The organism is Wolbachia endosymbiont of Muscidifurax uniraptor (assembly GCF_054149795.1).
This window is the reverse complement of the sequence record NZ_CP083727.1, coordinates 68,021-92,269: the sequence shown is the minus strand read 5'-3', so window position 1 is coordinate 92,269 and position 24,249 is coordinate 68,021. Positions and strand designations below refer to the sequence as shown.

27 protein-coding genes and 3 pseudogenes are annotated in these 24,249 nt (G+C 35.5%); 11 read left to right on the top strand and 19 right to left on the bottom strand.

Features of this window, described 5'->3' with window-relative positions:
- Window position 1: 1 nt before the first annotated feature.
- From LA754_RS00470 to def, 9 genes are all read right to left on the bottom strand, one after another.
- The gene (locus tag LA754_RS00470; protein WP_077190083.1) at window positions 2-841 is read right to left on the bottom strand and encodes a glycine--tRNA ligase subunit alpha; all 840 of its coding nucleotides are present in this window, start codon (window positions 839-841) and stop codon (window positions 2-4) included.
- Window positions 842-885: 44 nt separating this feature from the next.
- Complete coding sequence (locus tag LA754_RS00465) at window positions 886-1,644, bottom strand: hypothetical protein (RefSeq protein WP_006279670.1); 759 nt, start codon at window positions 1,642-1,644, stop codon at window positions 886-888.
- A 146-nt stretch (window positions 1,645-1,790) separates the two neighbouring features.
- A complete protein-coding gene (hemB, locus tag LA754_RS00460; protein WP_006279671.1) occupies window positions 1,791-2,786 on the bottom strand; it encodes a porphobilinogen synthase in 996 nt (331 codons plus the stop codon).
- A complete protein-coding gene (gene nuoH / locus LA754_RS00455; protein ID WP_006279673.1) occupies window positions 2,779-3,804 on the bottom strand; it encodes an NADH-quinone oxidoreductase subunit NuoH in 1,026 nt (341 codons plus the stop codon). Before nuoH ends, hemB begins: the two co-directional genes overlap by 8 nt.
- Complete coding sequence (gene nuoG / locus LA754_RS00450) at window positions 3,788-5,836, bottom strand: NADH-quinone oxidoreductase subunit NuoG (protein ID WP_049973613.1); 2,049 nt, start codon at window positions 5,834-5,836, stop codon at window positions 3,788-3,790. The genes nuoH and nuoG overlap by 17 nt, the downstream gene beginning before the upstream one ends.
- 5 nt (window positions 5,837-5,841) lie before the next feature.
- On the bottom strand, window positions 5,842-6,054 hold the full coding sequence (locus tag LA754_RS00445; RefSeq protein WP_006279675.1) for a hypothetical protein: 213 nt from the start codon (window positions 6,052-6,054) through the stop codon (window positions 5,842-5,844).
- Window positions 6,055-6,120: 66 nt separating this feature from the next.
- Window positions 6,121-6,327 (bottom strand): hypothetical protein, encoded by a 207-nt coding sequence (locus tag LA754_RS00440; RefSeq protein WP_049973611.1) that lies wholly within the window; start codon window positions 6,325-6,327, stop codon window positions 6,121-6,123.
- 669 nt (window positions 6,328-6,996) lie between these two features.
- Entirely contained in the window at window positions 6,997-7,818 is an 822-nt protein-coding gene (locus tag LA754_RS00435) for a uracil-DNA glycosylase (RefSeq protein WP_006279677.1), read from the bottom strand.
- A complete protein-coding gene (def, locus tag LA754_RS00430) occupies window positions 7,808-8,347 on the bottom strand; it encodes a peptide deformylase (RefSeq protein WP_006279678.1) in 540 nt (179 codons plus the stop codon). Before def ends, LA754_RS00435 begins: the two co-directional genes overlap by 11 nt.
- A gap of 138 nt (window positions 8,348-8,485) precedes the next feature.
- Between def and ftsA the strand changes: the two genes are divergently transcribed.
- Both ftsA and map read left to right on the top strand, forming a co-directional pair.
- On the top strand, window positions 8,486-9,724 hold the full coding sequence (ftsA, locus tag LA754_RS00425; protein ID WP_006279680.1) for a cell division protein FtsA: 1,239 nt from the start codon (window positions 8,486-8,488) through the stop codon (window positions 9,722-9,724).
- 132 nt (window positions 9,725-9,856) lie between these two features.
- A complete protein-coding gene (map, locus tag LA754_RS00420) occupies window positions 9,857-10,639 on the top strand; it encodes a type I methionyl aminopeptidase (RefSeq protein WP_006279681.1) in 783 nt (260 codons plus the stop codon).
- Between the two features lie 27 nt (window positions 10,640-10,666).
- Here the strand turns inward: map and LA754_RS00415 are convergent, their stop codons facing one another.
- Window positions 10,667-11,914 carry an MFS transporter gene (locus LA754_RS00415; protein WP_006279683.1) on the bottom strand — a complete coding sequence of 416 codons (1,248 nt, stop codon included), beginning with the start codon at window positions 11,912-11,914 and terminating at the stop codon, window positions 10,667-10,669.
- A 220-nt stretch (window positions 11,915-12,134) separates the two neighbouring features.
- Here LA754_RS00415 and rsmH point away from each other — a divergent pair, with 220 nt between their 5' ends.
- Both rsmH and ftsL read left to right on the top strand, forming a co-directional pair.
- Window positions 12,135-13,079 (top strand): 16S rRNA (cytosine(1402)-N(4))-methyltransferase RsmH, encoded by a 945-nt coding sequence (rsmH, locus tag LA754_RS00410; protein WP_006279684.1) that lies wholly within the window; start codon window positions 12,135-12,137, stop codon window positions 13,077-13,079.
- The gene (gene ftsL / locus LA754_RS00405; protein WP_006279685.1) at window positions 13,076-13,381 is read left to right on the top strand and encodes a cell division protein FtsL; all 306 of its coding nucleotides are present in this window, start codon (window positions 13,076-13,078) and stop codon (window positions 13,379-13,381) included. Before rsmH ends, ftsL begins: the two co-directional genes overlap by 4 nt.
- Before the next feature lie 51 nt (window positions 13,382-13,432).
- On the opposite strand, the gene LA754_RS00400 is transcribed toward ftsL, so the two are convergent.
- Window positions 13,433-13,732 (bottom strand): NADH dehydrogenase ubiquinone Fe-S protein 4, encoded by a 300-nt coding sequence (locus LA754_RS00400; RefSeq protein ID WP_006279686.1) that lies wholly within the window; start codon window positions 13,730-13,732, stop codon window positions 13,433-13,435.
- Window positions 13,733-13,877: 145 nt separating this feature from the next.
- Between LA754_RS00400 and LA754_RS00395 the strand changes: the two genes are divergently transcribed.
- Window positions 13,878-14,489 carry a 50S ribosomal protein L25/general stress protein Ctc gene (locus LA754_RS00395; RefSeq protein WP_006279687.1) on the top strand — a complete coding sequence of 204 codons (612 nt, stop codon included), beginning with the start codon at window positions 13,878-13,880 and terminating at the stop codon, window positions 14,487-14,489.
- The gene (gene pth / locus LA754_RS00390) at window positions 14,489-15,037 is read left to right on the top strand and encodes an aminoacyl-tRNA hydrolase (protein ID WP_006279688.1); all 549 of its coding nucleotides are present in this window, start codon (window positions 14,489-14,491) and stop codon (window positions 15,035-15,037) included. Before LA754_RS00395 ends, pth begins: the two co-directional genes overlap by 1 nt.
- A 2-nt stretch (window positions 15,038-15,039) precedes the next feature.
- Here pth and LA754_RS00385 read toward each other — a convergent pair whose 3' ends face one another.
- Both LA754_RS00385 and ubiH read right to left on the bottom strand, forming a co-directional pair.
- On the bottom strand, window positions 15,040-16,002 hold the full coding sequence (locus LA754_RS00385) for an IS481-like element ISWpi4 family transposase (RefSeq protein WP_006279689.1): 963 nt from the start codon (window positions 16,000-16,002) through the stop codon (window positions 15,040-15,042).
- Between the two features lie 443 nt (window positions 16,003-16,445).
- A complete protein-coding gene (ubiH, locus tag LA754_RS00380; protein WP_077188488.1) occupies window positions 16,446-17,594 on the bottom strand; it encodes a 2-octaprenyl-6-methoxyphenyl hydroxylase in 1,149 nt (382 codons plus the stop codon).
- 180 nt (window positions 17,595-17,774) lie between these two features.
- On the opposite strand from ubiH, the gene LA754_RS00375 reads away from it, so the two are divergent.
- Window positions 17,775-17,924, top strand: coding sequence for a hypothetical protein (locus LA754_RS00375; protein WP_457923646.1), 150 nt, complete (start codon window positions 17,775-17,777; stop codon window positions 17,922-17,924).
- A 397-nt stretch (window positions 17,925-18,321) separates the two neighbouring features.
- Here LA754_RS00375 and LA754_RS00370 read toward each other — a convergent pair whose 3' ends face one another.
- The 3 genes and pseudogenes from LA754_RS00370 to LA754_RS00360 form a co-directional block, all read right to left on the bottom strand.
- The gene (locus LA754_RS00370) at window positions 18,322-19,326 is read right to left on the bottom strand and encodes an Mrp/NBP35 family ATP-binding protein (RefSeq protein ID WP_077188487.1); all 1,005 of its coding nucleotides are present in this window, start codon (window positions 19,324-19,326) and stop codon (window positions 18,322-18,324) included.
- A gap of 7 nt (window positions 19,327-19,333) precedes the next feature.
- Window positions 19,334-19,633, bottom strand: a pseudogene (locus tag LA754_RS00365) (hypothetical protein); the annotation flags it as partial.
- 95 nt (window positions 19,634-19,728) lie between these two features.
- Window positions 19,729-20,052, bottom strand: a complete 324-nt coding sequence (locus tag LA754_RS00360) for an HNH endonuclease (RefSeq protein ID WP_065095496.1) — start codon at window positions 20,050-20,052, stop codon at window positions 19,729-19,731.
- Between the two features lie 154 nt (window positions 20,053-20,206).
- Here LA754_RS00360 and LA754_RS00355 point away from each other — a divergent pair.
- The 4 genes and pseudogenes from LA754_RS00355 to LA754_RS00340 all read left to right on the top strand — a co-directional run bounded on the left by LA754_RS00355 (window position 20,207) and on the right by LA754_RS00340 (window position 22,145).
- Window positions 20,207-21,265: pseudogene (locus LA754_RS00355) on the top strand (IS3 family transposase).
- 58 nt (window positions 21,266-21,323) lie between these two features.
- Window positions 21,324-21,440 (top strand): transposase, encoded by a 117-nt coding sequence (locus tag LA754_RS00350; RefSeq protein ID WP_457923744.1) that lies wholly within the window; start codon window positions 21,324-21,326, stop codon window positions 21,438-21,440.
- Window positions 21,392-21,508, top strand: a pseudogene (locus LA754_RS00345) (transposase); the annotation flags it as partial. The gene LA754_RS00350 and the pseudogene LA754_RS00345, both read left to right, overlap by 49 nt.
- A gap of 109 nt (window positions 21,509-21,617) precedes the next feature.
- Window positions 21,618-22,145, top strand: coding sequence for an IS5 family transposase (locus LA754_RS00340; RefSeq protein ID WP_255324046.1), 528 nt, complete (start codon window positions 21,618-21,620; stop codon window positions 22,143-22,145).
- A 429-nt stretch (window positions 22,146-22,574) separates the two neighbouring features.
- On the opposite strand, the gene LA754_RS00335 is transcribed toward LA754_RS00340, so the two are convergent.
- The 3 genes from LA754_RS00335 to gp17 all read right to left on the bottom strand — a co-directional run bounded on the left by LA754_RS00335 (window position 22,575) and on the right by gp17 (window position 24,200).
- Entirely contained in the window at window positions 22,575-23,360 is a 786-nt protein-coding gene (locus tag LA754_RS00335) for a hypothetical protein (protein WP_077188485.1), read from the bottom strand.
- A 65-nt stretch (window positions 23,361-23,425) separates the two neighbouring features.
- The gene (locus LA754_RS00330) at window positions 23,426-23,815 is read right to left on the bottom strand and encodes a phage tail tube protein (protein WP_006279869.1); all 390 of its coding nucleotides are present in this window, start codon (window positions 23,813-23,815) and stop codon (window positions 23,426-23,428) included.
- Complete coding sequence (gene gp17 / locus LA754_RS00325) at window positions 23,790-24,200, bottom strand: tail completion protein gp17 (protein WP_006279870.1); 411 nt, start codon at window positions 24,198-24,200, stop codon at window positions 23,790-23,792. The genes LA754_RS00330 and gp17 overlap by 26 nt, the downstream gene beginning before the upstream one ends.
- Window positions 24,201-24,249: the final 49 nt, after the last annotated feature.

Sequence of the window (24,249 nt, the reverse complement as noted above, 5' to 3'; positions counted from 1 at the left end):
GCTATTTACTCATGTACAATTCACAACATTTTTTTGTTAGCTCTCTAACTTTACCAATATAAGCTGTACGTTCATTCACACCAAGCACACCTCTTGCATCAAGCAGATTAAGTAGGTGACTAGTTTTAATACATTGGTCATAAGCTGCCATTGGTAGCTCCTTTTCAATAAGGAACTTACACAATTTTTCCGTATCTTCGAATTGCTGCTGTACCACTTTAGTATCATAATAATCTAACGCTAGATAAGAAAATTCATATTCTCTTTGTTTAAAAATATCTCCGTAAGTTACACCGTTATCGTTCCAAATTATATCGTAAACATTATCTACACCTTGTATGCACATTGCTAAACGTTCCAACCCATATGCCACCTCACCAGGAATCATCTTGCAGTCAATCCCTCCAACTTGCTGTATATAAGTAAGCTGTGTTACTTCCATTCCATTGCATGTAACTTCCCATCCAAGTCCTGATGCACCAACACTTGGGTTTTCCCAATCATCTTCAACAAACTTAATATCATATTTTTCTGTAGATATGCCAAGAGCTTTTAAGCTATCTAAATAGACGCCTTGTAAATTATTACCAGATGGCTTTATTATAACTTGATATTGGTGATGTTGATACAAGCGATTAGGATTATCACTATAGCGCCCATCTGATGGCCTAATTACTGGTTGTAGATATGCAATTTTTGTCGGTTTTGTATCAATTGCAGACATAATTGTTGCAGGATGTAATGTACCAGCACCAACTTCAGATGTGTATGGGTGAAGTATAACGCACCCTTCACCAGCCCAAAAATCTTGTAACTCTTTTATTATACTTTGTAAGTTCACACAAATTGTACACTTTTTATACTAAATATATAAATAAATAAGTACTATTCAATATTTATTTTTTTTGCAGCACTATGTAAATAATCACCTAAAACTGCTGAACTTTCCCTCACATACTGAATTATGCTTTTATTTAGGACAATTGCATCACGCATAGTTAAATCGCAGAATATAAATGCTGTTAAATACAGTAAAATCACCGCATAAAATGTGTGAAAAATCCCCTCAAATGTAATTGACATTGCATTATTATAGCTGAGCTGTATTGAACTTATTGGCCATGGTTTTATCACTTCTACGACATTAAAAAATACGTAAGGTATCATAAGAAAAAAGAAAAAGTGCATAAAATCATTAAACCAAAATGGGCATTGAAACATCTGCTTACATATATTCCCATAGAGTTTACTTACAGCATAATAAATTGACATTATTGCTGGCATTGAAAGTGCTACAGTCAGTACTTGCCCTGACGCTATTTGTATTACTATTTCTTCACCACTGTTTGCTGAAGGGTCTTGAGCATGAAAAATAAATATTCCAATTAATTGCATTACTAACATAACTATTGCCAATTTTGTAAAAACAGCAGCTACAACTATTCCTGAGTCTGGCATTTTATATAGTAAGTATTCGCCTCCATATGTAAGAATTAATATAACATCGACAATAAATAATATTAAAAAAGAAGACCAATAGTTCTGCCAACTTGGTAAATATCCTATTCCTAAAAGAGAGCTTACTGTTTTGGCAGGAAAAACCTTACCTAGCATCTTTCCCAAAAATTTAAAAAAAATCCCCATGTTCTAAGTAACACTTGGTTTATATTATTTATAATACTGTATTGTAACGGACTTATCAACAACTTAAAACACGTATTGGAAAACTTTAAGTAATATGCAGCAACAGTAGAAGAACGTGCGCCAAAAATTTAATAATTTTATAGGGCTTATGCACTTAAATTTTTTGCAATATCAAGTGCAGCGTAAGTGAATATTGCACTTGCACCCGCACGTTTGAAACCAATCAAAGATTCATAAATCACCTTGTCATAATCTAGCCAGCCATTATTTGCAGCAGCTTTTATCATTGCGTACTCACCGCTTACTTGGTAAGCAAAAATCGGAAAATTAAACTTATCACTTGCTGTTTTGATAATATCGAAATATGGCATACCCGGTTTAACCATAATAAAATCTGCACCTTCATTTATATCCATTTCAATTTCGCACATTGCTTCGCGCGCATTTTTATAATCCATTTGATAACCACTTTTGTCTATAGAATGTGATAGCCCACATGAACCAACGACTTGCCTGAATGGAGCATAGAAGCTAGAGCAGTATTTCACTGCATAAGATAATATTAATACGTCTTGAAAGTTGTTATCATCTAATGATTTTCTGATTCTTCCTATTCTACCATCCATCATATCAGAAGGAGCAACTATATCACATCCTGCTTTCGCTAAAGCAAACGCTTGCTTACACAGCACTGATATAGTTTCATCGTTTTCTACATCCATCTGATTATCTTTTAAAATGCCGTCATGGCCGTGAATAGTGTATGGATCCAATGCAACGTCTGCAATAATACCAATTTCAGGTACCTTTAATTTTACAGCACAAATTGCTCTGCAGATTAAGTTGTCAGAATTATATGCTTCCTCAGCGTTTTCAGATTTTAGTTTACTATCAACTACAGGAAAAATTGCAACAGCATTAATCCCTAAATCTTTAGCTTCCTTAACTATAGACACTAATCCATCTATTGAATAACACTTTACGCCTGGTAAGCCAGAAATTGGTTCAGTTGTTTCTTCTCCGTCATGAACAAACAGAGGAAGAACCAGATCATTTACTGATAAACTATTTTCACTTGTTAAATTGCGAACCCATTTGCTCGAGCGCCTGCGTCTTAATCTTGTATTTGGGAAATTAAACATTGGATCCAGGCAAATTCCCAGTAAAGAGCAACACCCCTGAAATGAGTATCACCCAAAACACTGATATTGGTAAAAATACTTTCCAACCAAGGCGCATTAGCTGATCATATCGATAACGAGGTATTGTTGCTCTAATCCAAATAAATACGAATAAAAATATAACTATCTTCAAAACGAACCAAATCAAACCTGGAATTTTATAAAGCAAACCAAGCTCTAACGGAGGATACCATCCCCCCAGAAAGAATATTGTCATCATAGCACTTGCTAAAATCATATTTGCATATTCTCCAAGAAAAAAGAGGGCAAAAGGCATGGATGAATATTCAACGTTATATCCAGAGACAAGCTCTGCTTCAGCTTCTGGTAAATCAAATGGGTGACGATTAGTTTCTGCAAGCAAAGAAATAAAAAATATTATTCCTATAGGCATTAGTAGTAAATCAACCCAAAATGGCATATTATGTTTTGCCACTACCATTTCTCCAAGATTCAATGTTCCAGTGGTAATAACGACTGTAGCAACTATTAAGCCTATTGAAACTTCATATGAAATCATCTGAGCAGCCGACCGTATAGCGCCAAGAAATGCATAATTAGAATTGCTTGACCAGCCTGCAATAATTACGCCGTATACTCCCAGCGACGATATAGCTAGCACATAAAGCACTCCAACATTAATATTTGCTATAACCTTAGGAATCACTACTTGCTGGCCATTTTTTACAATTACTTCAGCACCAAACGGTATAACTGCCCAGGCAATTAATGCCAAGATAAAGGTAAGCATTGGAGCCATAATGAACAGTATGGTGCTCGCTCTAAATGGTATTATCGGCTCCTTAATCAGGAGCTTAATAGCATCTGCAAATGGCTGCAATAGCCCAAAAGGTCCAACTACACTTGGGCCGTGCCTCAGTTGAATTGCAGCAAGGACCTTACGCTCAAAGTATGTCAAATATGCAACTGAAAGTAGTAGCGGTACTAAAATAAATAAAATATTAACTAGCGTGTTCATAAAAAGCTTTAGTACAATCTGCCATTATTTTTGAAGCGCGACTTATTGAATCCGTCATATAAAAATTACACTCCTTTAAAGTAAAAGGTGTATTACTTAAGCTTATTTCACCGCTGCTGATTGGTACCCATGTGTTTTTTACCACTTGATCAGCATTTCTAAACTGTGGACCGATAGTATCTAATTTTTTTCTCACGTCAAATAAACTATCATATGGTAAACAAAGATCCAAATATTGCGAGAGATTTTTAATAATTAACCAATCCTCCTTTGCTTCACCTGGAGGAAATACAGCTAAATTTGTTCTTTGCACTCGACCTTCAGTGTTTACATAAGTTGCATATTTTTCTGTATATGCAGCACCAGGCAAGATAACATCTGCCACATGTGCACCCTTATCACCGTGATGACCTTGATAAATTGCAAATGTATTTTCTAATTTTGATGTATCAATTTCATCTGCACCAAGAAGATAAACCACTTCTATTTCACCACTTTCTGCATGTTCCAATATTTGATTAATATCCCTTTCGCCTTTTTTAGGAACAAACCCAGTATCTAGCCCACCAACTCTTGCTGCAGCTTTATGCAGCATATTAAAGCCATTCCAGTCATCTCTGACCATGTTAAATTTTTCTGCAATTTTGCCAGCTAGAACTAGAACTGATTCAGAATCGTCTCTTACTAATGCATCTTGACCGATAATCAGCATAGGGCTCTGAGCAGCACTCAGCAGCTCACAGAACTTATGATTTCCATTTGCTATTTCACTCAAAATATCAGGATTATCGCCCAATTTCTCAACATGATACAAATATTCAATGTTAGGACCAACACTTGCAACAGGAAAGTTGCCCTGTAAATATCTCTTTCTCAATCTTACGTTAATAATCGGTGCTTCTATCCTTGGATTTGCATTTATAAGCAGACATAAATCTGCATTTTCTATACCTTCAATAGTGGTATTGAACACATACGATCCACGATTACTTGGTATAAGCTTTGCACCATCTTGCCTACAGTCTATATTCCCCGAGCCGAGCTTCTGCATCACTTCTTTGAGTAGAAGCATAGACTCACAATCTGCTAAATCACCTGCAATTGCAGCTATTTTATTTGATTTTGTATTCTTTAATTTCTTTGCAGCAACAGTTAATGCTTCATTCCAATCAACTGGGGCTAATTTACCATCTTTTTTTATATAAGGTCGATCAAGACGCTGAACTTTTAGTCCATCATAGGCAAAGCGGGTTTTATCTGATATCCATTCTTCATTTACCTCTTCGCTCAGCCTTGGTAATATCCTCATAACCTCCGGGCCACGATAATCAACTCTAATTGCGCTGCCCACAGCATCTAGCACATCTATAGTCTCACAATGTGATAGCTCCCATGGACGCGCTGTAAAGGAGTAAGGCTTTGAAGTTAAAGCCCCTACCGGGCAGAGATCTATGATATTTCCAGATAATTCAGAACTAATATGCCTTTTTATGTAAGTGCTAATCTCTACATTTTCTCCCCTTCCGATTCCTCCAAGTTCATTTGTACCTGCAACATCAGACAAAAATCTAACACACCGAGTGCAATGAATGCATCGATTCATCGCAGTCTCAATCAGTGGTCCGAAGTGTTTTTTTGGCACAGCCCTCTTATGCTCATCAAGTCTGCTGGTTCCTTTCCCATAAGCCATCGTGATATCTTGCAAATCGCATTCACCACCTTGATCGCAAATTGGGCAATCAAGCGGGTGGTTAATTAGCAAAAACTCAAGCACACCTTCACGTGCTTTTTTAACCTTAGGGGTATCAGTGTGAATAACCATCCCTTCTGCAACTGGCATTGCACAAGAGGCTACTGGTTTTGGAGGTCCACCCTCCACTTCAACCAAACACATTCTGCAATTACCAGCAATTGCTAAACGCTCATGATAACAAAAACGTGGAATTTCAACGCCCACGACTTCACAAGCTTGAATTATAGTGAGCCCATGCTCTACTTCACATTCCTTAGAATTAATAGTAACTTTAACCACAACTATTATACAGCTTCCCACTTTATAGGATTGCCGCTTACCTCATCTTCAACCAGATTGCCGTTGTCATATTGAGCAGACATATAATTCATGCGCGAATCACGATCTATATATCTAACAGGTTTTACCGGTTTATCTTTATACATTTTTTGCTCAGCTTTCTTACGCTGAGTAGGGTTATTTTTACTAGCTGTCTTTGCTTTCCCACCTGCTGCCATATAAACTCCTAAAAACTTTTCATTCTATTTTAACACTTAAGTATATAGCGTCAATATTTAATAACTTTAAAATTTCAATAGATCTCTTATTATAATCATTTTACAATCATTGTTTAAATAAAAAGTTACCCCTTGATGCCATTCCAGCGCATGACGCACAGCTGTACGAACATTGCAATTTGCAGGCAATTTGCGTGGCAGATTCAAGTAGCTGACACTGGTTTCCATCCAAAACAGCAGTAGCTCTTTTGGTGTCATTTCAGTGCTTGACACTGAAATCCAGGATTTTGATTGGATACTGAGTTGGTAAGCATAAAAGTATAGCTAACGCGAGCTCTACGTCATACCGCGATTTATTCGCGGTATCTCAAAGCATAGATCCCGCTAACAAGCAGCGGGATGACGATTGTCGTTTAGCTATAAACATTAAGAAATTTACCAAACGGAAAAAAAGGCAAAAGAAGCCCTGGGGTTATTATCCGCTTTAAAATATTGGCGTTTTTTATGTTTTAAACGCTTGACAAGCGAAATTCAGCTGCTTTTAATTGCAACTAACTTACGCTGCAAATGTTTAAGAAATTTACTAAGCAGAAAAAAAGACAAAGAATCCCCGAGTTAGCTAGTCTTTTACTATCTCTGTCAAGTATTGGCATTTTTTGATGTCTTGTAACGCTTTATAAGCGCGTTCAGCTTATTTAGATAAAAATCTAGATGTAGATGAAGTTTTGTAAAGACATACAGTATCTATATACTGCAAAAAATTGAACATAAGACGCCGATACATTAAGTAATCCTTACCTTTTAATCTGCAGATTGGCGAAAGCAAATACAATAGCTTCACTATCATGATAAGGGCGCTGGCGAAGGGTGTCAAGTAAGTTTTTTCGTTTCTAACGATTGTTAACATGCTGCAAAAAACTATGCAAGAGGTCTACCACTTTATTAGGTATTTGTGCAGTTATTGGTGTTATCAAGATACTCCCTAATCTTCTTCAAGTCCTCCCAGGCTAAACGTTTTTGTGCCGGTTGGCGAAGTAGGTAAGCTGGATGAAATATAGCAGCTGTGGTGATTGAATTGGACAAATATTGGTTAGTGTACGTATGAAATCTGCCACGCAAATTCGATATAGTTTCTGTGCTGTCAAGAAGGCTATAACATGCGATTCCCCCGACCAAAATTAAAATTTGTGGTGAAACTAGTGCAACGTGTTTTTCGACAAATGGTCTGCACATATCAAGCTCTAGGTCGGTTGGCTTTCTATTGCCAGGTGGACGCCAAAATACAGTATTGCTTATGTATACCTTAGTGCGATCAAGATTGATTGCATTTAACATTTTATCGAGCAACATTCCACTTGCACCACAAAATGGTATGCCTTGAAGGTCTTCATTTGCTCCTGGAGCTTCACCAACGAGCATAACTTTTGCGTTTGGATTACCATCGGAAAAGACAGTATTAGTTGCAGTTTTTTTTATTTCACAACCTTCAAATGACTTCACTACACTTCTTAGTTCATCCACACTATTACATTTGCTTGCAAGTTTCCTTGCTTCGATTATCCAGTCACTTGGAAACATGTCTTTTCCATCTTTAGTGTCATCCCAGCGCATATCTGCATCTTTCTTCTTGGTCCCAGTTTGGATAACAGAGGGTTGTACACTCTCCTTGCTCTCCAGCTTTTTTTCCTCTTCACCCTCCATTAGTGTGCAATCAACGCCCACTTCATGGTAAAATTTTAATAATTCTAGGTCTTTATTGCTCATAATGCTTTTTAACCTTTTGTGCTTTTTTCATGGCCATATCATACTTTAATTTAGATAAATGTCTAATATATAATATGCCGTTTAAGTGATCTAATTCATGCTGAATACACCTTGCAAGCCAACCACTAGCTTTTAGCGTCTGTTCTTCGTTATTTAAGTCTCTGTATTTCACAGTTAAATACTTTGGACGCTTAATTTCATAGCTTTGCTCTGGAATTGAAAGGCACCCTTCCTTGAGAGTCACTTGTTCATCAGATAATTCCGTAATTTCTGGATTAATCATGCAAAATTTGCCAATTGATTCATATCCTGCTGGCTCATTTTCAATTGTTTCTAGCTGAACATCCACAACAAAAATTCTCTTTAACACTCCAACTTGCACTGCAGCAAGGCCAAGACCTTCTGCATCATACATGGTTTCGAACATGTCGTTTACTAATTCTTTAATTTTATCGTTTATATCTGTTACTTCACTGGCACGTGTGATTAGTCTTTCATCAGGGGCAATTACAATTGGTAATATGGACATAAAAATTATAATTCTATGTTTTGCTTTTCCTTTTGTCCAGAATTTAGTGTATATTAAAATGTTGCTATGTCTATAATAGAAATATAAATTATTAAAGAAAGCTACAATTTAAATGAAATTGCGTAATAAGGTTAACTAATGTACTCTGCAGTAATAGCAAAACCAAAGAGAAACGTTTTTGCTGTTTTAGACATAGGTACAACAAAGATTATTTGTCTAATCGTTAAGATAAATAGCAACTTCAGCTATAAAGTAACAGGAACGGGTTATAAGATTGCAGAAGGTGTAAACGGTGGATCAATAACTAATGTAAAACACGCAAATTACTCCATCTCATCAACTATAGGTTTAGCTGAACAAGTATCAGAAGAAACCATAGATCAGATATATGTGAACATTGCTGGATGTGGCATCTCATCTTTCAATGTACATAATGAAATTATTGCAGCTAACCATGAGATTTCTGAGCGTGATATAAGACGTGTAGTTTTTCAAACATTTGAGAAATATATTGAAGACAATGTTATCATTCACAATATACCACTAAAATATCACTTAGATGACATGACTGACATAAAAGAAGTTGGTGGATTGTACGGAAAAAGACTATCTGCTGATGTTAATGTTGTCACTGCTTCGCGTCCAGCGCTTACCAATATTGAAAACTGTATTACCAATAATGGTGGATTAAATATGGCAGGTTGTATTGCTTCTGCATATTCTGCAGGTCTTGCCTGTCTGAGTGGAGATGAAAAAGAGCTCGGGACTGCTATTGTTGATATAGGCGGTGGGTGCACTGCAATTGGAATTTTCAAAAGAGGGAAACTTGTGTATGCAAGCAGCGTTCCAATTGGTGGTGTTCATATCACTCGAGATATTGCTTACGGGCTATGCACAAGCATAGAACGTGCAGAGTATATAAAAATACTGTATGGCAGCACTATCGTAACTTCAATAGATGAGAATGAGTACATTACAATGCAAAACAACGAAAATGATGAACCTACTCAAGTATTCAAATCTGAGCTTATTAACATCATAAGACCAAGAGTTGAAGAAATACTTGAAATGGTAAGAGAGCAATTTCAAGAGCAGAAAGATCCAATTAATAAAGTAGTGATCACAGGTGGAACTAGTCAACTCACAAGCATGAAGGAAATTGCAGGCTATATATTCAATAAGCAAGTTCGAATTGGGTGCCCTGAGTCTTGTAGCGGTCTTGATGGCGAATATGATAAAAATCCTGTATTTTCTGCTGCTATAGGCTCTATAAAGCTAATAGTTGACACTTTTTATAAAAATAATTCTGGTATTTTAGGTCAGGATGGTAAAATGAGTAAATTGTATAATTGGGTTAAATCAAAAGTTACAGTCTAGATTTCTGTTTTACCACCTTTCATACAAATGACTTGACACTAGGATCCATAGGACTTATTTTTATAATATGTAAAATTATTATGTTTATGTACTTGCGAGTAAGCGTACCAATTACAATAAGACATGGAAAATATGAACATAACTATACACTCACAAGAAGATTTTGAATTTATGCGCAAGGCTGGCAGGCTTGCTGCTGAAACTCTTGATTTCATTGCACCGTACGTAAAGGTAGGGGTGACAACTAATGAGTTAAATGATCTATGTCATGATTTTATAATTAATGCAGGTGCAATTCCAGCACCACTAAACTATAGGGGGTATCCAAAATCGATTTGCACTTCAAAAAATGCAGTTGTGTGCCATGGTGTTCCCGATAATAAACCACTTAAAGATGGAGATATTTTAAATATTGATGTCACGGTGATTTTAAATGGCTGGCATGGTGATACAAGTCGCATGTTTTGGGTTGGCAAGCCATCAATAAAAGCAAAACGCTTGTGTGACGCTACTTATCATGCATTGATGGAAGCAATCAAACAAGTTAAGCCCGGCAATAAGTTAAATGAAATAGGGCTTGCTATAGAGAAATATATTAGAGATTTTGGATATTCTATCGTACGCAGCTACTGCGGACATGGTATAGGAAAAGTCTTTCATGCTCCACCAAATGTAGTGCATTTCTATGATCAAGATGAAAATCTCGTCTTGAAGGAAGGTATGTTCTTTACAATAGAGCCAATGATTAATGCTGGAAAACATGAGACTCTGCTCAGTAAACTCGATGATTGGACAGTGACAACACGCGATCTTTCACTTTCTGCTCAATTTGAACATACGCTCGGAGTAACAAAAGATGGTGCTGAAATATTCACATTATCACCTAAAAATTGGCACTTCCCGCCTTATAATTAGATTTTTTTAAATTCTGCTATACTGCAACTATACTTGGTTTACTTTGGGTAATTTTGAAGAAAGCTCACCCTTAATTTGCGATATAGCAACTAGCCCAATTAATGCACAGAAAATCATGTAAAAACTAGCTGAAGTCTCTTGTCCTGTAACCTTGATAATTGTTGTGCATATAAATGGTGCAAGGCCGCCAAAAAATCCAGCAGCTATATTTCTTGATAAACCAAATCCACTGTACCGAACCTTTGTTGGAAATAATTCGCACATAAGTGCACTGACAGGACCAAGCGATGCAGCTATTGGAATTATAAAAAGAATGTGTGCCAGCAAGTAATTGCTACTACATAACATTGAAAAAACTGGATAACTCACTATTACAAAAGCTATAAATGCAAATTTCATAACTTTTTCTCTTCCTACCTTATCAGAAAGTATTGCAAACAATATTGTCAATCCTCCGAGCGCAATTTGACTCAGTATTTCCACTATATGATTAAAATGAGTATTTACTGTTAATATTTTATTCGTAAGCACATTGAAAAATACCAAATATATATAGAGAGACGCATTTTCAACCAAGTCAATACCTATTGATATTAGAACAGGCTTTTTGTAATTGTTTAATAACTCTTTTAGTGGCAATTTAGACGGATTTTTTTGTCTTTTATGCTCTGGGCTTTCATCAAGTATATATCTCATATATATGCTAATTAATCCCATTGCTAAACTGAAAATGAAAGGTAATCTCCACCCCCAAGATTCAAAATCAGATACTTTTTTGCATATGAGTACCGCTATCAGGCTTAATACTGAACCAAAAATTGCGCTTAATACTTCAATGCTGCCAAAAAATCCTTTTTTGTTTTTAGGAGCATGTTCTATTAAAAATGGTGCATTTCCTGCTTCTCCTCCAAGAGATATACCCTGCAATAATCTTAAACACACTACCAGCATTGACGCTAGTATTCCAATGCTTTGATAACCTGGAACAAAAGCAATTAATACGGTTGATAAAGTCATTAATATAATCGAGAGCAATAAGGCAACTCTTCTGCCATGCTTATCACCAATGTGACCAAATATAGCAGCGCCGATTGGTCTCATTAAGAAACCCACTGCAAACACTCCAAAAGCTTTCAATACGCTGGTTAGTTGATCATCTGATGGAAAAAACACACCACCTATTATGTTTATTAAGTGGCCAAAAAGCATGTGGTCATACCACAATAAAGTGTTACAAATCAAACTCGAGAATATTGCTTTTGTTATTTGCTGCATAATCTTCTATAGTTTGTTTAGTATTTAGTAATATACATTACTTTTTTTTATATAATAGAAAAATTTGAACATTATACTAATAATGGTATCTTATTAAATCTTAATATTTTTATATCATTGACTATATTCAAGTATTTTTATATTATTGCCTGTATATTTCCATATGTTTTAGTGGGAAGCTATTTTTATTTGTATGCACAGAGTCTCTTGATGGAGCACTATGACACACACTCCAGTTTTGTTAAAAGAGATGCTATCACTACTATCACCGCAGGATGGTGGCATATACGTGGACGCCACATTTGGAGCTGGAGGGTATAGCAAAGCAATATTGGAGTCAGCTGATTGCAAAGTATATGCAATTGATAGAGATGAAACGGTAACTAAGTTTTATGATGATTTAAGCGTTAGATATCCAGATAGAATAAAACTATTCATTGAGAAGTTTAGTAATATTAAAAGTATACTAAGCAGCGTTGAGCCATCTCCTGTCATCCCAGTACTTGATACTGGAAAAAATAACTGGTCACGCGCTGGAATGACATCAAACGGGGTGGATGGAGTGGTCTTTGACATCGGAGTTTCATCTATGCAGCTTGATAACGGAGATAGAGGGTTCTCATTTTTACATGATGGTCCACTCGATATGAGCATGGATAACTCTTCTTATATAAACGCTTCAACGTTTGTTAACGCCTTACGCGAAGAAGAAATCGCAAATACTATATATAACTACGGAGGCGAACGTCATTCTCGCAAAATTGCAAGAGCAATAATAAATGCACGGAAGAAGAAAACTATCAAAACTACATTTGAGCTTGCGGATATTGTACGTTCCGTGGTATTTCGTGGAAAAAGCAAAATTGATCCTGCAACCAGAACATTTCAGGCAATCAGAATATGGGTAAACGATGAGCTGGGAGAACTTGAAAAGGGTATTAAAGCTGCATCTGAGATTTTAAGTGAGAATGGCAAATTAATTGTCGTCACCTTTCATTCCTTAGAAGATCGTATAGTCAAAACTTTTTTTAAAGATTTATGTGCTACTGATTGCAAGACATTCTCTCTGCTAAATAAAAAAGTGATCGAAGCAAGTATAGAAGAAGTAAGTGCAAATCCGCGTTCACGCTCAGCAAAACTAAGAGCTATACAGAGGTTGTCGTGAGAACTTTCTGCATCATCTCAATAGCTGTGTTTTTTCTTAGCATTGTAGGATTATTTAAGGTAAAATTACATGTTCAGTCGTTAAATAGAGAGCTAATAAAAATAAAAAGTGAAATTAATTTAGTGCAAAGTGATATAAAAGTTTTACAAGCAGAATGGAGCTATTTGAATAATCCAAAAAGACTTGCAAGCCTTGTAAAGAAATACCTGAAAAATAACTCTTTAATACTGGCTAGCCAGGTTAAAAATCTTGACTCTTTAAATGGCCGCAGTGTGTTAGCACAACTTAAAACCCAGAGTTAAATTGGTTATACTAAGCTTTATCTTTTACAGATAAGCACACCACAATAAACCTTACTTTAGTATGAAATTGCTTGCGTAAGATTTTGGCAGCCTCTTAACATTTTTTGGCATTTCAATTATGTATTTAACGTTGCATTTTTTTGCGTAGAATACTGCTTTTTCAAGAGAATCAAACTTTAATACAATCTGTTTTTTGGGATCTTTTGAGCCAACCCACCCCATCAAAGGTTCAATGTAGTAGGAGCCAGATTCAATTTTTAGGTGCCAGAAATTTGTATTACCTAAACCAGATTGTGTTGCAGTTCTTGTTGGTTTATAAATCCTAAAAACTACTTTATCGTCAATGCCCATAGTTCTTGTTAAATAAGTTTAAATATATATCTAAATAAATCCTTTCACAAACAATTAGTATGAAAGAATGAAGTTTGAAATAAATATTTTTATGTTATATTATTATTAAATTATATTAAAAGGATTAGCTGAATAGGAGTAATCGATGACGCAACAGGAAATAGTAACAATTAATGCAGAGTTACGTAACGTGACAAAAACAAAAGCGGTGCATTCTCTAAGGAAGAAAGGAAACATCCCTGGAATAATATATGGAAAGGGCCATGATAATGTAAATTTGACATTGTCTGCAAAGGAATTCACGAAGCAATATAAATCAGGTTCTCTTTCTGCACATTTGATAGAGCTGAATATTTCGGGCAAAAAGGAATATGCTCTTGTTCGCGATATCCAATTGCATGTAGTAAAGGATACTGTGCAACATGTTGATTTTCAATTTGTTGATAAAGGCAGTGAAATTAAAATAGACATACCTCTATCATTTGTGAATGAAAGTAAAGCCCCAGGGATCAAGTTAGGTGGAGTGCTTAATGTTTTGTGTCGTTCTATTGCTGTTAAATGCTCTCCTGATAAAATACCTCAGGTTATTGAAGTTGATTTATCCGGTAAAATGATTGGCCAGTCTATACATATTAATGATGTAAAATTACCAGAAGGTGTTAAGTTTGTAGCCCATGAAGAAGAAAATTTTACCATTGTTACAATTTCTGCTGCCGATAGTGACGTTGAAGAACCTCAAGCAGAAACAGAGGAATAGTGCACCTGATAGTTGGGCTTGGTAACCCTGGTAGTCAATATGAGTTAACTCATCATAATATCGGCTTCATCACCGTTGATGCAATCTGCAAATATTGGGGTTTTCAGTTGTTCTCTAAAAAAGCCGATTATCTGATAACCTCTGGCATAATTAATGATAATAAAATCATGTTAATAAAGCCTTATTCATTTATGAATAATTCAGGCATCCCTGTTGCAAAAATACGAAACTTTTACAAATTATCGCTAGATAATATCGTTGTCATACACGATGACGCTGATTTGGAACTTGGAAGAATAAAAATAAAGAAAGGTGGTAGCTCTGCTGGACATAATGGACTTAAATCCATAGATAGTTTTATTGGCAACGATTATTGGCGCTTGAGATTTGGAGTGGGTAGACCTGAAGATCAAAGAAGCTTAGCAGATTATGTGTTATCAAAATTTTCAAATTTTGATAATGTTACTCCCTTAGTGGAAAAAATAGCAAAAAATATACACTTGATGCTGCAAGGAGATAATACAGCTTTTATCAATTTGATTGTATAATATTACGAAACACAGGAAGTGTATGGTCCCAGAGTGTGATGGTGTGGATTTAGTATGAACAATTCAGGAGATTTTGTCCACTGTAAAGATATAAACTCAAAAGGTGTAAGACCCTTAAGAGTTTTGAGTCTTTTAGCATAATTGTAGGCCATAACAAAGTCATAAAGATGCTCTTTGAGTTGCTGGTGAGACTGATAGTAATACTTCTTAACAGTGGCATTCTTTAAAGTTTTGTTCATACGCTCAACTTGCCCATTTGTCCAAGGATGGCTAACTTTTGTTAGACGGTGTTCAATGTCATTTTCTTCACAAGCTCTATCAAATATATGTTGAAAAGCGTATTTATGGCGTTTTTGGTTGGTAAATTGTACACTGTTATCTGTCAAAATAGTGTGGATTTTATATGGTAAAATTTTAATCAAATTACGTAGAAACTCAGCAGCTATAGGTTTTGTAGCACTTTTATGCAACTCAACATACGTAAATTTGGATGTTCTATCTATTGCAACAAACAAATATAACTTTCCTTCTTCTGTTCTGACTTCTGCAATATCAATATGGAAATAGCCTATAGGATATTGTTTGAATTTCTTTTTTGGTTTAACTTCGCCATCAACATCTGGTAGTCTGCTAATGCTGTGCCTCTGTAAGCAACGATGTAGACTAGAGCGAGTCAAGTGTGGGATTGAGGTTTGCAAAGCGTAGAGACAATCATCTAATGGCAATAGAGTATGCTTACGAAATGCAACAATTACAGCCTCCTCTTCTAAAGTTAAAACAGTTGATCTTGCATGCTTCGGACCCATATCAGCGTCTTTGGCAAAAGACCGTTTTCTCCATTTAATGATAGTTTTTGGATTAAGGTTATAGTACCTGGAGAGTTTTGCTATGCTCTCTTTACTATTTTGTATTGCTCTACGAATTGTCTCTGTTGTTTTGGCGCACCCATGTAATATTTGTCCCATAATTCCTCCCTTGATGGTATTGTTTTCTCATATTTTATCATACCATCACACTCTGGGACCATACATCCCCCCCCTCCCCCCCTAATTCCTATATCAAACCTTTCTTTACTAGATTATATAGTCAATATAAAAAGCCATATAAAATTGCTTCCACTGCTGCCATGAGGAAATTGCTTATTCTTGCTAACTCTTTAGTCAGAGATGACAGGGTTTTTACTGAGGAATATAACTCTCTGTCTGTTTCTATCTAAGAGCCAGTATAGCTGTGGATAAGCACGTTTATACAGATAAAAGTACTTATCCACAGCTACATCAATTTTTCTATTGACTTTTAACACAACTGCTAAACAGATACATTCGTCATCCCGCTACGTGTTAGCGGCCAAGATACCGCGGCGGTATGACGTGGGAAACCTGACTTGCATTAACTATAAAATAGTGATTTATATAAATCCCATAGCATGCCGAATGAAGCGTTTTTTGAGGAAATTTGAATTTTCAACTGCAATCAAGCCAAGATTTCTTAGTGCTTTAGCGCAGAATATTCTGTTGGAAAACATCCTATTTAATCCATCAGTTGCAAGCGCCATTGTAAAATTATCAAAGTATCTGTTACGTGAAATTTTCTTTAATAAATAACTACTGCCAACATCAATACCAGATGCTTTTGCGGCAACTACGTGCTTTATAATACTTTCTACATCTCTAATTCCAAGATTAAGCCCTTGACCTGCAACTGGATGAATTGAATGTGCTGCATCGCCGATAAGCAAAACTCTACCCTTATATAACTTTTTTGCGAAAACAAAACTTAAAGGATAAAGTTTTCTTTCACCCTCTAGTTTTATCTTTCCTAAATAAGAACCAAATCTTTTTTTAAGCTCTATAATAAATTCTTCTTCAGACAGATCCATTAGCATTTTTGAAATTCCAGATTTTTCTGTCCAAACTATCGAAGAAGTATAGCCATCCTTTATCGGTAGAATTGCAAATGGACCGCCAGGAAAAAAACGCTCTACAGCTAAGTTTTGGTGATGCAGTTCATGCTTTACATTAAATACTATGCTACTTTGTTTATAGTCAAATTTCACTGTCGGTATAGAAAATAACTCTGGTAATTTAGAGTTTTTGCCTTCAGCGCAGATAAGTAGCGATGATATTAATTCCTGGTTATTATCAAGAATCACTTCCACATATCCTGAATCACAAGCAATTGTTTTATAGGAATGTGGAGAGTATATATTCAGTTTATTTAGAAAATTATTGTTGATTGCATTCCATATAGTAGCATTGTTGATAACATAACCCATTGGCTCTTCGCTAACCATTTTATGATTGTAATGCACAGTAACCGCATCTAATATGCATATATCAAGTATTGGCTCAGCTTCACTTTCCACAAACTGCCAAATCCCTAACTTTTCCAATATTTTTTTCGAGCCTTGAGAAATAGCAAATGCTCGATTATCATCTACTACACGTGGTAGACTATTTTTTTCAATCACAGCTACAGACACAGAGTCACAACTGAGGCCAATGGCAGTAATAAGACCAAGTAACCCACCACCTGAAATGATTACATCATAATTCATTTTATTTACGCTAATTGTAAAATTATATTTTATCTGTTTTGAAAATAGTTTAAACAAACTTTATATATAAATTAAATTTTTTAGATCCCAGTGTCAGCTACTTGGATGACATCTAAAGACACTCCACCTTGTCATTCCAGCACGTAACGAACAACTGTACGAACATTTTGCGAAGGCAGTGTGTTAAATGCTATGGCCGGTTTTGCCTCAAACATAAAGGTGTCATCCCAGTGCTTGACACTGGGATGGCTTTGTTGCATCGCTAGCTATGATGGATTAAAGATAAAAAAGGTGGAGAATATCAGTAGCTTATTATTCTGGTATTTATAACAAGAACGGTCAGTGAATACCTAAATTTGAGTAAAAGAAATTTCACTACCACTCACTAATCCGGCTAAAATTCAAGAATTTCAATGCTTTAGCTATTTTCAATAGAATTAAATTTATTAATATAAATAACAAGTTACTATTCTTAAATTTGATCAGATTGATTGCAAAAAAAACAAGATTTTCAATAAGTTGCTTATAATCCTAATTATAGTTAGCCTTTCATAAGTAGCGATGCAACAAAGCCCACTGGAATCCATTCTTCTTTTTTTCTGGATTCCAGCGTCACGCGCTGGAATGACAAAAGCTGCTAATTTTTCATGTAAATAATGGTTATGCAAGCAGTCTATTTTGTAACTAACAAAAGAGGACTTTGATTCGCATGTTTCTCACGCTTATTCTATTGTTTAACTATACCTTGAGCAATGTCTTCATAAATCTCTGCCAAATCCTCACTTAGCATTAAAGGATTTCCGCAATCAGAAGCATGGCATATTTGTGGATCTAGAGGAACTCTGCCTAGAAGTTTGATGCCCAGCTCCTCAGACATTTTTTTTGCACCGTCTTTTCCAAATATGTATATTTTTGAGCCGCTTTGAATGAAATAACTCATATTTTCTACAATGCCAATAACCGGTACGCTGAGCTTTGTAAACATATCATAAATTTTGCGAGCATCGATTAAAGAGAGCTCCTGTGGAGTTGAAACTATTATCGCCCCAGTTAAGTTAAAATTTTCCATAAGACTTAAATGCACATCGCCAGTTCCAGGTGGTGTATCAATTATCAAATACTCTATATCGGACCATTTTGTTCCCATTAGCAGACTATAAAGTGCTTTTGTAATCATAGGTCCGCGCCATATTGCTGCACGATCTTTATCGATAAAATAGCCAATTGAAATAGTATGCAGTCCATACTTTTCTATAGGCATTGCTTTACTATCCTGTATTTCTGGCTTTAATTTTTCAGCGCCAAGCATTTTAGGAATTGAAGGACCATATATATCTGCATCAACCAGCGCAACTTTATGTTTCAACTTTGCTAATGAGAGAGCAAGATTTAGCGCAACTGTGGACTTGCCCACACCGCCTTTACCAGAGGCTACAACGATTATATTTTTCACTCCTTCGATATGTAATTTAGCTTTTTGTTGCCCAGTTTGTTTTTGACCAGTAGCAACCACGGTCACTTTTGTCACCCCCGGTATAGCTTTAACAGCTTGCTCACAATTTTTTCTTAATTCTTCATTTGCTTGCGTGTTACCGGCAACTTCAAGCACAAAACCAACATCTTGACCTTTAATAATAATTGAGGATATTATGCCAAGAGCGGTCACATCTTTACCGCTTTTTTGCTCTATGACTTTTTTTAAGTTCTCTCTTACAATTTTTTCGTTGATCATTAGCCTTTTAGGTGATTTCTTCCTGAAGTCGTTTAATCTCAGCTTGAGGAAGGCCGGTTGTCTGAGAGATAATATCAATAGAGATGTCAGCCTTAAGTAGGTTTTTTGCTACTTCAATCTTTCCCTCATCAAGTTTTTTAGCGAGGATGCCTTCTTCTTTCCGCAGATCCATTATTCTTTCTTCATATGCTACTAAATCTTTTTCATTCCAGCTAAACCTGTCTAATTCATCGTAGGCTAACTTTATTATTGGTGCTTTTTCTGCTATTTTCCTTAAGTCTTCTTCCGTAGTTTCATCTGCATATTGTTGTCTAAGTGAAGAAGGTCGCCCCTCCTCACTCGACTTCAAAACCGTACGTGAGACTTTGCGCCTCATACGGCTTCTCTCCAATTTGGTGCTTTTCATGCACACCTCCTGTGTAATTCATCGTGACAATGTCCATGTAACAAAGATAAGTTTTTGATCATGTTGTTTCGTCTATTCCGGTCTTTGTGATGTATTTCTATTGTATCATCACTTTTAAACCATAGTCTACAATTATCACATTTACTTTGTTGTAACTTCAATAGTTTTATTACTCTTAATGGCTTATCTGGTATTTTTCTCAGACGTTTACCCCAATATACCCAATCACCATCATATGGAGATCTGGTTTTTTGCACTTTGATATGTCGTTTAATATCATGATCGCTGTGTATAATAAGATGTATCTTGTTACTTGTCATAAAACGCCAGTTATCGTTATTATACTTTTTAAAGTATTTTCTTTTTATCCAGCATTTCCCTTTGTTTGGGTGCCTAAAGACTGACCTTACCCAGAAAAAGTGGAGAGAAAGAAAAGAGTTTTTTTGGGTAAAATAAAATTTTGGAGGATTAGAAATGGTAAGAGAATATACGGCAGAATTCAAATTGGAAGCTGTTAAGCTGGCAAATGAACAAAGAAAGGTAGGTCAAACAATTACAAAAACAGCAAAGGATTTAGGAATAAAGGGTGGTTTATTAGGAAAATGGATAAAGAAACACAACGAAAAAAAGTCGGCAGCAGATGCATTTCCAGGTAGAGGTAACATGGCTCCTTACGACAAAGAGAGATTTGATTTACAGAAAGAGTTAGCAAAAGTAACAAGGGAAAGAGACATTTAAAAAAAAGCCCTGGCCAGTCAAAAAGAGTAAAATATTTTTTTATAAAAGAGCATAGTAACTGCTATAAAGTACAGGAATTATGTAGGATTTTCTGCTAGTTGCTACTATAAGTGGACCACAAGAAAAATAAGCAGTAGAGAATCAGCAAATAAAGAGCTACTCGAAGCTATTCAAAAAATATATCAAGTTTCTAAATGTAGATATGGAGCTCCTAAAATTCATGCTGAATTGAAGGCTTTGGGTAAAAGTTGCAATTTGAAAACGGTGCAAAGTATTATGCAGAAAAATGACATCAGGGCTATACTGAGAAGAAAGTTTAAAATTAAAAAACAACAAACAGATAATAGAGCTGTAGCTCCCAATATACTAGATCAAAACTTTATTGTTGATCAACCAAATAAAGTATGGGATTACTTACATCAAAACCAAGGAGGGATGGCTATATTTGGCAGCAATAATTCTCACGTATGGTAGTTAATGAGTAGTGCAATAAATAAACAATTGGTTATGAACTCTTTATTAATGGCCATTAATAGGCGTAAACCTGTAAAAATCTACTGCTGCACAGTGACCAAGGTTCACAATATACTGCGCAAGGGTATCAATATCTCTTAGCTGTAAAGAATATAGATGAGTAATAAAGGCTGTTGTTACGACAATTCTGTTGCAGAAAGCTTCTTTAGCTCATTGAAAAGAGAAATACTTATTGATACTTCACAACACTCTGCTCAACAAACTAGAACTGCAATATTTGAATACATAGAAATTTTTTATAACAAACAACGTCACTATTAGAGGTTGTCCACAAACCAAGGAATACGTAGTATATAAAGAAAGAATATTGAGGTAAGAGATGAGGAAAAAATATCCAACAGATTTAAGTAAAAGGGAATGGGCAAGAATAGAAAAACACTTCAGAGTATCGTACAAGAAAGGAGGAAGGCCACCAAAATACAGAAGTGTGAGATAGTAAATGCAATTCTTTATATACTGCGCACAGGATGTCAATGGCGCTATTTACCACACGATTTTCCGCCGTGGAAGGCTGTGCATGAACAGTTTAGAAGATGGAAAAAGCAGAGAATTTTTGAGAAAATGAACTATGATATCACTAAATATAGTAGGTCAAAAATGGGAAGCCGAGCGCATGCATAGTGGACAGTCAATCGGTAAAAACCACGGAAAAAGGGGGGGCAAAGGTTATGATGGTGCGAAAAAGGTAAAGGGGAGAAAAAGACATATAATCACAGATACTCAAGGATTTGTGCTTGGTTGCTATGTAGGAGCTGCAAGCGAAAATGACAGAGATGGGGTGAAGATGGCATTGGACAATATGAAGGAAAAATACAGCAATATTAAGAAAATGTGGGCTGATATGGGATACCAAGGAAAAGATTTAAAGGATTACGTAAAGAGAGAATATGGGATAAATATTGAAATTGTCAAAAGGCCTCCATGTAGGTTTTGGGTGCATAAAGATACACCACTAGAACTATTGCCACAACGGGATCCTGGATTTTCAGTACAGCCGAGAAGGTGGGTGGTAGAGAGGACTTTTGCTTGGATCAATAGAAATAGAAGGCTACCAAAGGAGTACGATTTACTTACAACATCTACTGAAAGTTTCATATATCTGGCTATGAGTAAAGTTATGTTAAGTAGGGAATATGCTTGATTTACTGGTTTGTGGACAACCTCTAACTATTGCATTCCAGAACAATTTGATGCATCATTCTTTTTGTAAAAAACATTCCAAACTTTCTCTCCACTTTTTCTGGGTAAGGTCAGTTGGATTTTCACCAATTGTATTCTAAACGCTTACTTGGCGCACCCATAACAAAAATGCCTGAAAAACGTTAATAATTATATACTATTATTAATAATTATTCAACCATATTTTAAGCTTACAATTTTGAGCTTAACTGACGCTTATGGATAGGGGCAACTCTATCACCCTGTGTTATGTTTATTTTCTAACGGACGCTGATTTTTGTATCGTAATTTCTTGCTATAAATTGGTTATATAAGAGCTGGCTTCTAAAATTTTATAACCCTAATTTGAATTAACAGACAGTAGAATCGAAAGATTATTACAAGGAGAAATCTACACAGATCGACCCTTTTGTGAATCTGCGTTTCTGCTTTCTTCAACTTGTTTTGCAAAAGATGTTTCCGGTTTCTGAAGTGGCTTAGCAATTTCACGCACAACGGCAATAACTGCTGTTAAAAACGTTTTTAACAATGCACCTAAAGCTCCACCAACTGCTTCCCTGCCATATATATGAGCTTGCTTTTCGTTACCGTCAGCAGTTTCCCCTGCCCTCCTTCTTGGATCCATCCTATGAGCAATCACCGAAAACAACACTCCCCTGATTGAAGACTTCACTTTTTCCTTTGCTTCGTGGACATCCCCATCTTTTGCTGTTTCATGTCCATGACTTAAGTGTTTAGCGTTCATTAGCTCCTTTTGTTGCTGGGCAAACATGCTACTTAATACTTCTTCTATCACTTGCTTTCTTCTCTTCTCTCTAACTCTTTTCATAGATTCTGATTTATCGCGAGTGTGTTTGGTAGTTTCAAATTCTGCATCAATATCTTCGGACGCAGCCTGACTATATAAAGTCTCTATGAGCCTGTCTATGCTTCGCTTTATTTGCATAGTCCTTTCGTAACTATCTAAATTATCAATTCCTTCGTCGATCTGATTTAGAATATCCTCAAAAACTTTCAAATAGTCTTGAATATATTGTATTATGTATTGCTTATCTTCCTCTTTGTGTTGTTCTTCTTGATTTTGCTGATTTTCATTTTCTAAACTTTTCTCTCTTTTATCATCGTTATTTTCTTCAATATCATCACCGTCTTCCTCGAAAAGGTCTTTGTCGTTCATGATTTTTTTTAATTTAGTTAAAATTCTCACCAGTTACTATTGTATATGAAAAAATTAAATTAACATTAATGAAAAGCGTTTACAACTTCAGCACTGACTAAAACGACAGTAAAGCTGTCAAAAGTAACAGGATCATAACACCTCTCATACAATTCAACTGAACACCTAAGCCTTATCTTTTCCTTAGCATTAAAACTAATTTCATAATCATTATTAGAGTTTAGCATAGCAGAATTACGTAATAATTCATCAGCTAATACAGAGTCTAAAATTCCATTAATTTTTATCGTAATGTGTCTGCTTCCAGCAGAATCCAATACTTTTCTCCAGCCAAAAGAAGAAATATCTTTCACCTCTTCTCTGTTATTACGCAAAGTAAACCTTAGGTTTCGTATATTATTTAACACAATAAAATTATTGTCATGATCTTTAATTTTTAGCTGTAATTTGCTCATTATCACCTCCTTTTATTAAAATATCAAAATTAATTGTTGAATGTAAAATTTCATCGTGTTGATCCATAGCACAATTACTTTCTAAAATGGCCTCATTATTAAAACCTTCAATGCTCTTAAGTATCAAGTTAATATGCCTTATAATGGCAAACATACTGCCTATATGATGGGTATATATGTCGCATGAAAATCTTGCCTTTGTAGCAAAATTGGACAGCATATGCAGGTTATTATAATTCACTACGCGCAATCTTAGGTAAGGAATGGTGACCTGTTTAGGTAAGTAATCATAAATGTTAGTAACATATTTTCTTAAATCAGAATTTGCCTTTAGTGCTGCATAAATGCTATTGTACAACTCATTTATAGCTTGAATTTTTTCCATAATTAACCCTCACAGACACAGCTATTGCAATTTGCAGGTGGCAGATGAT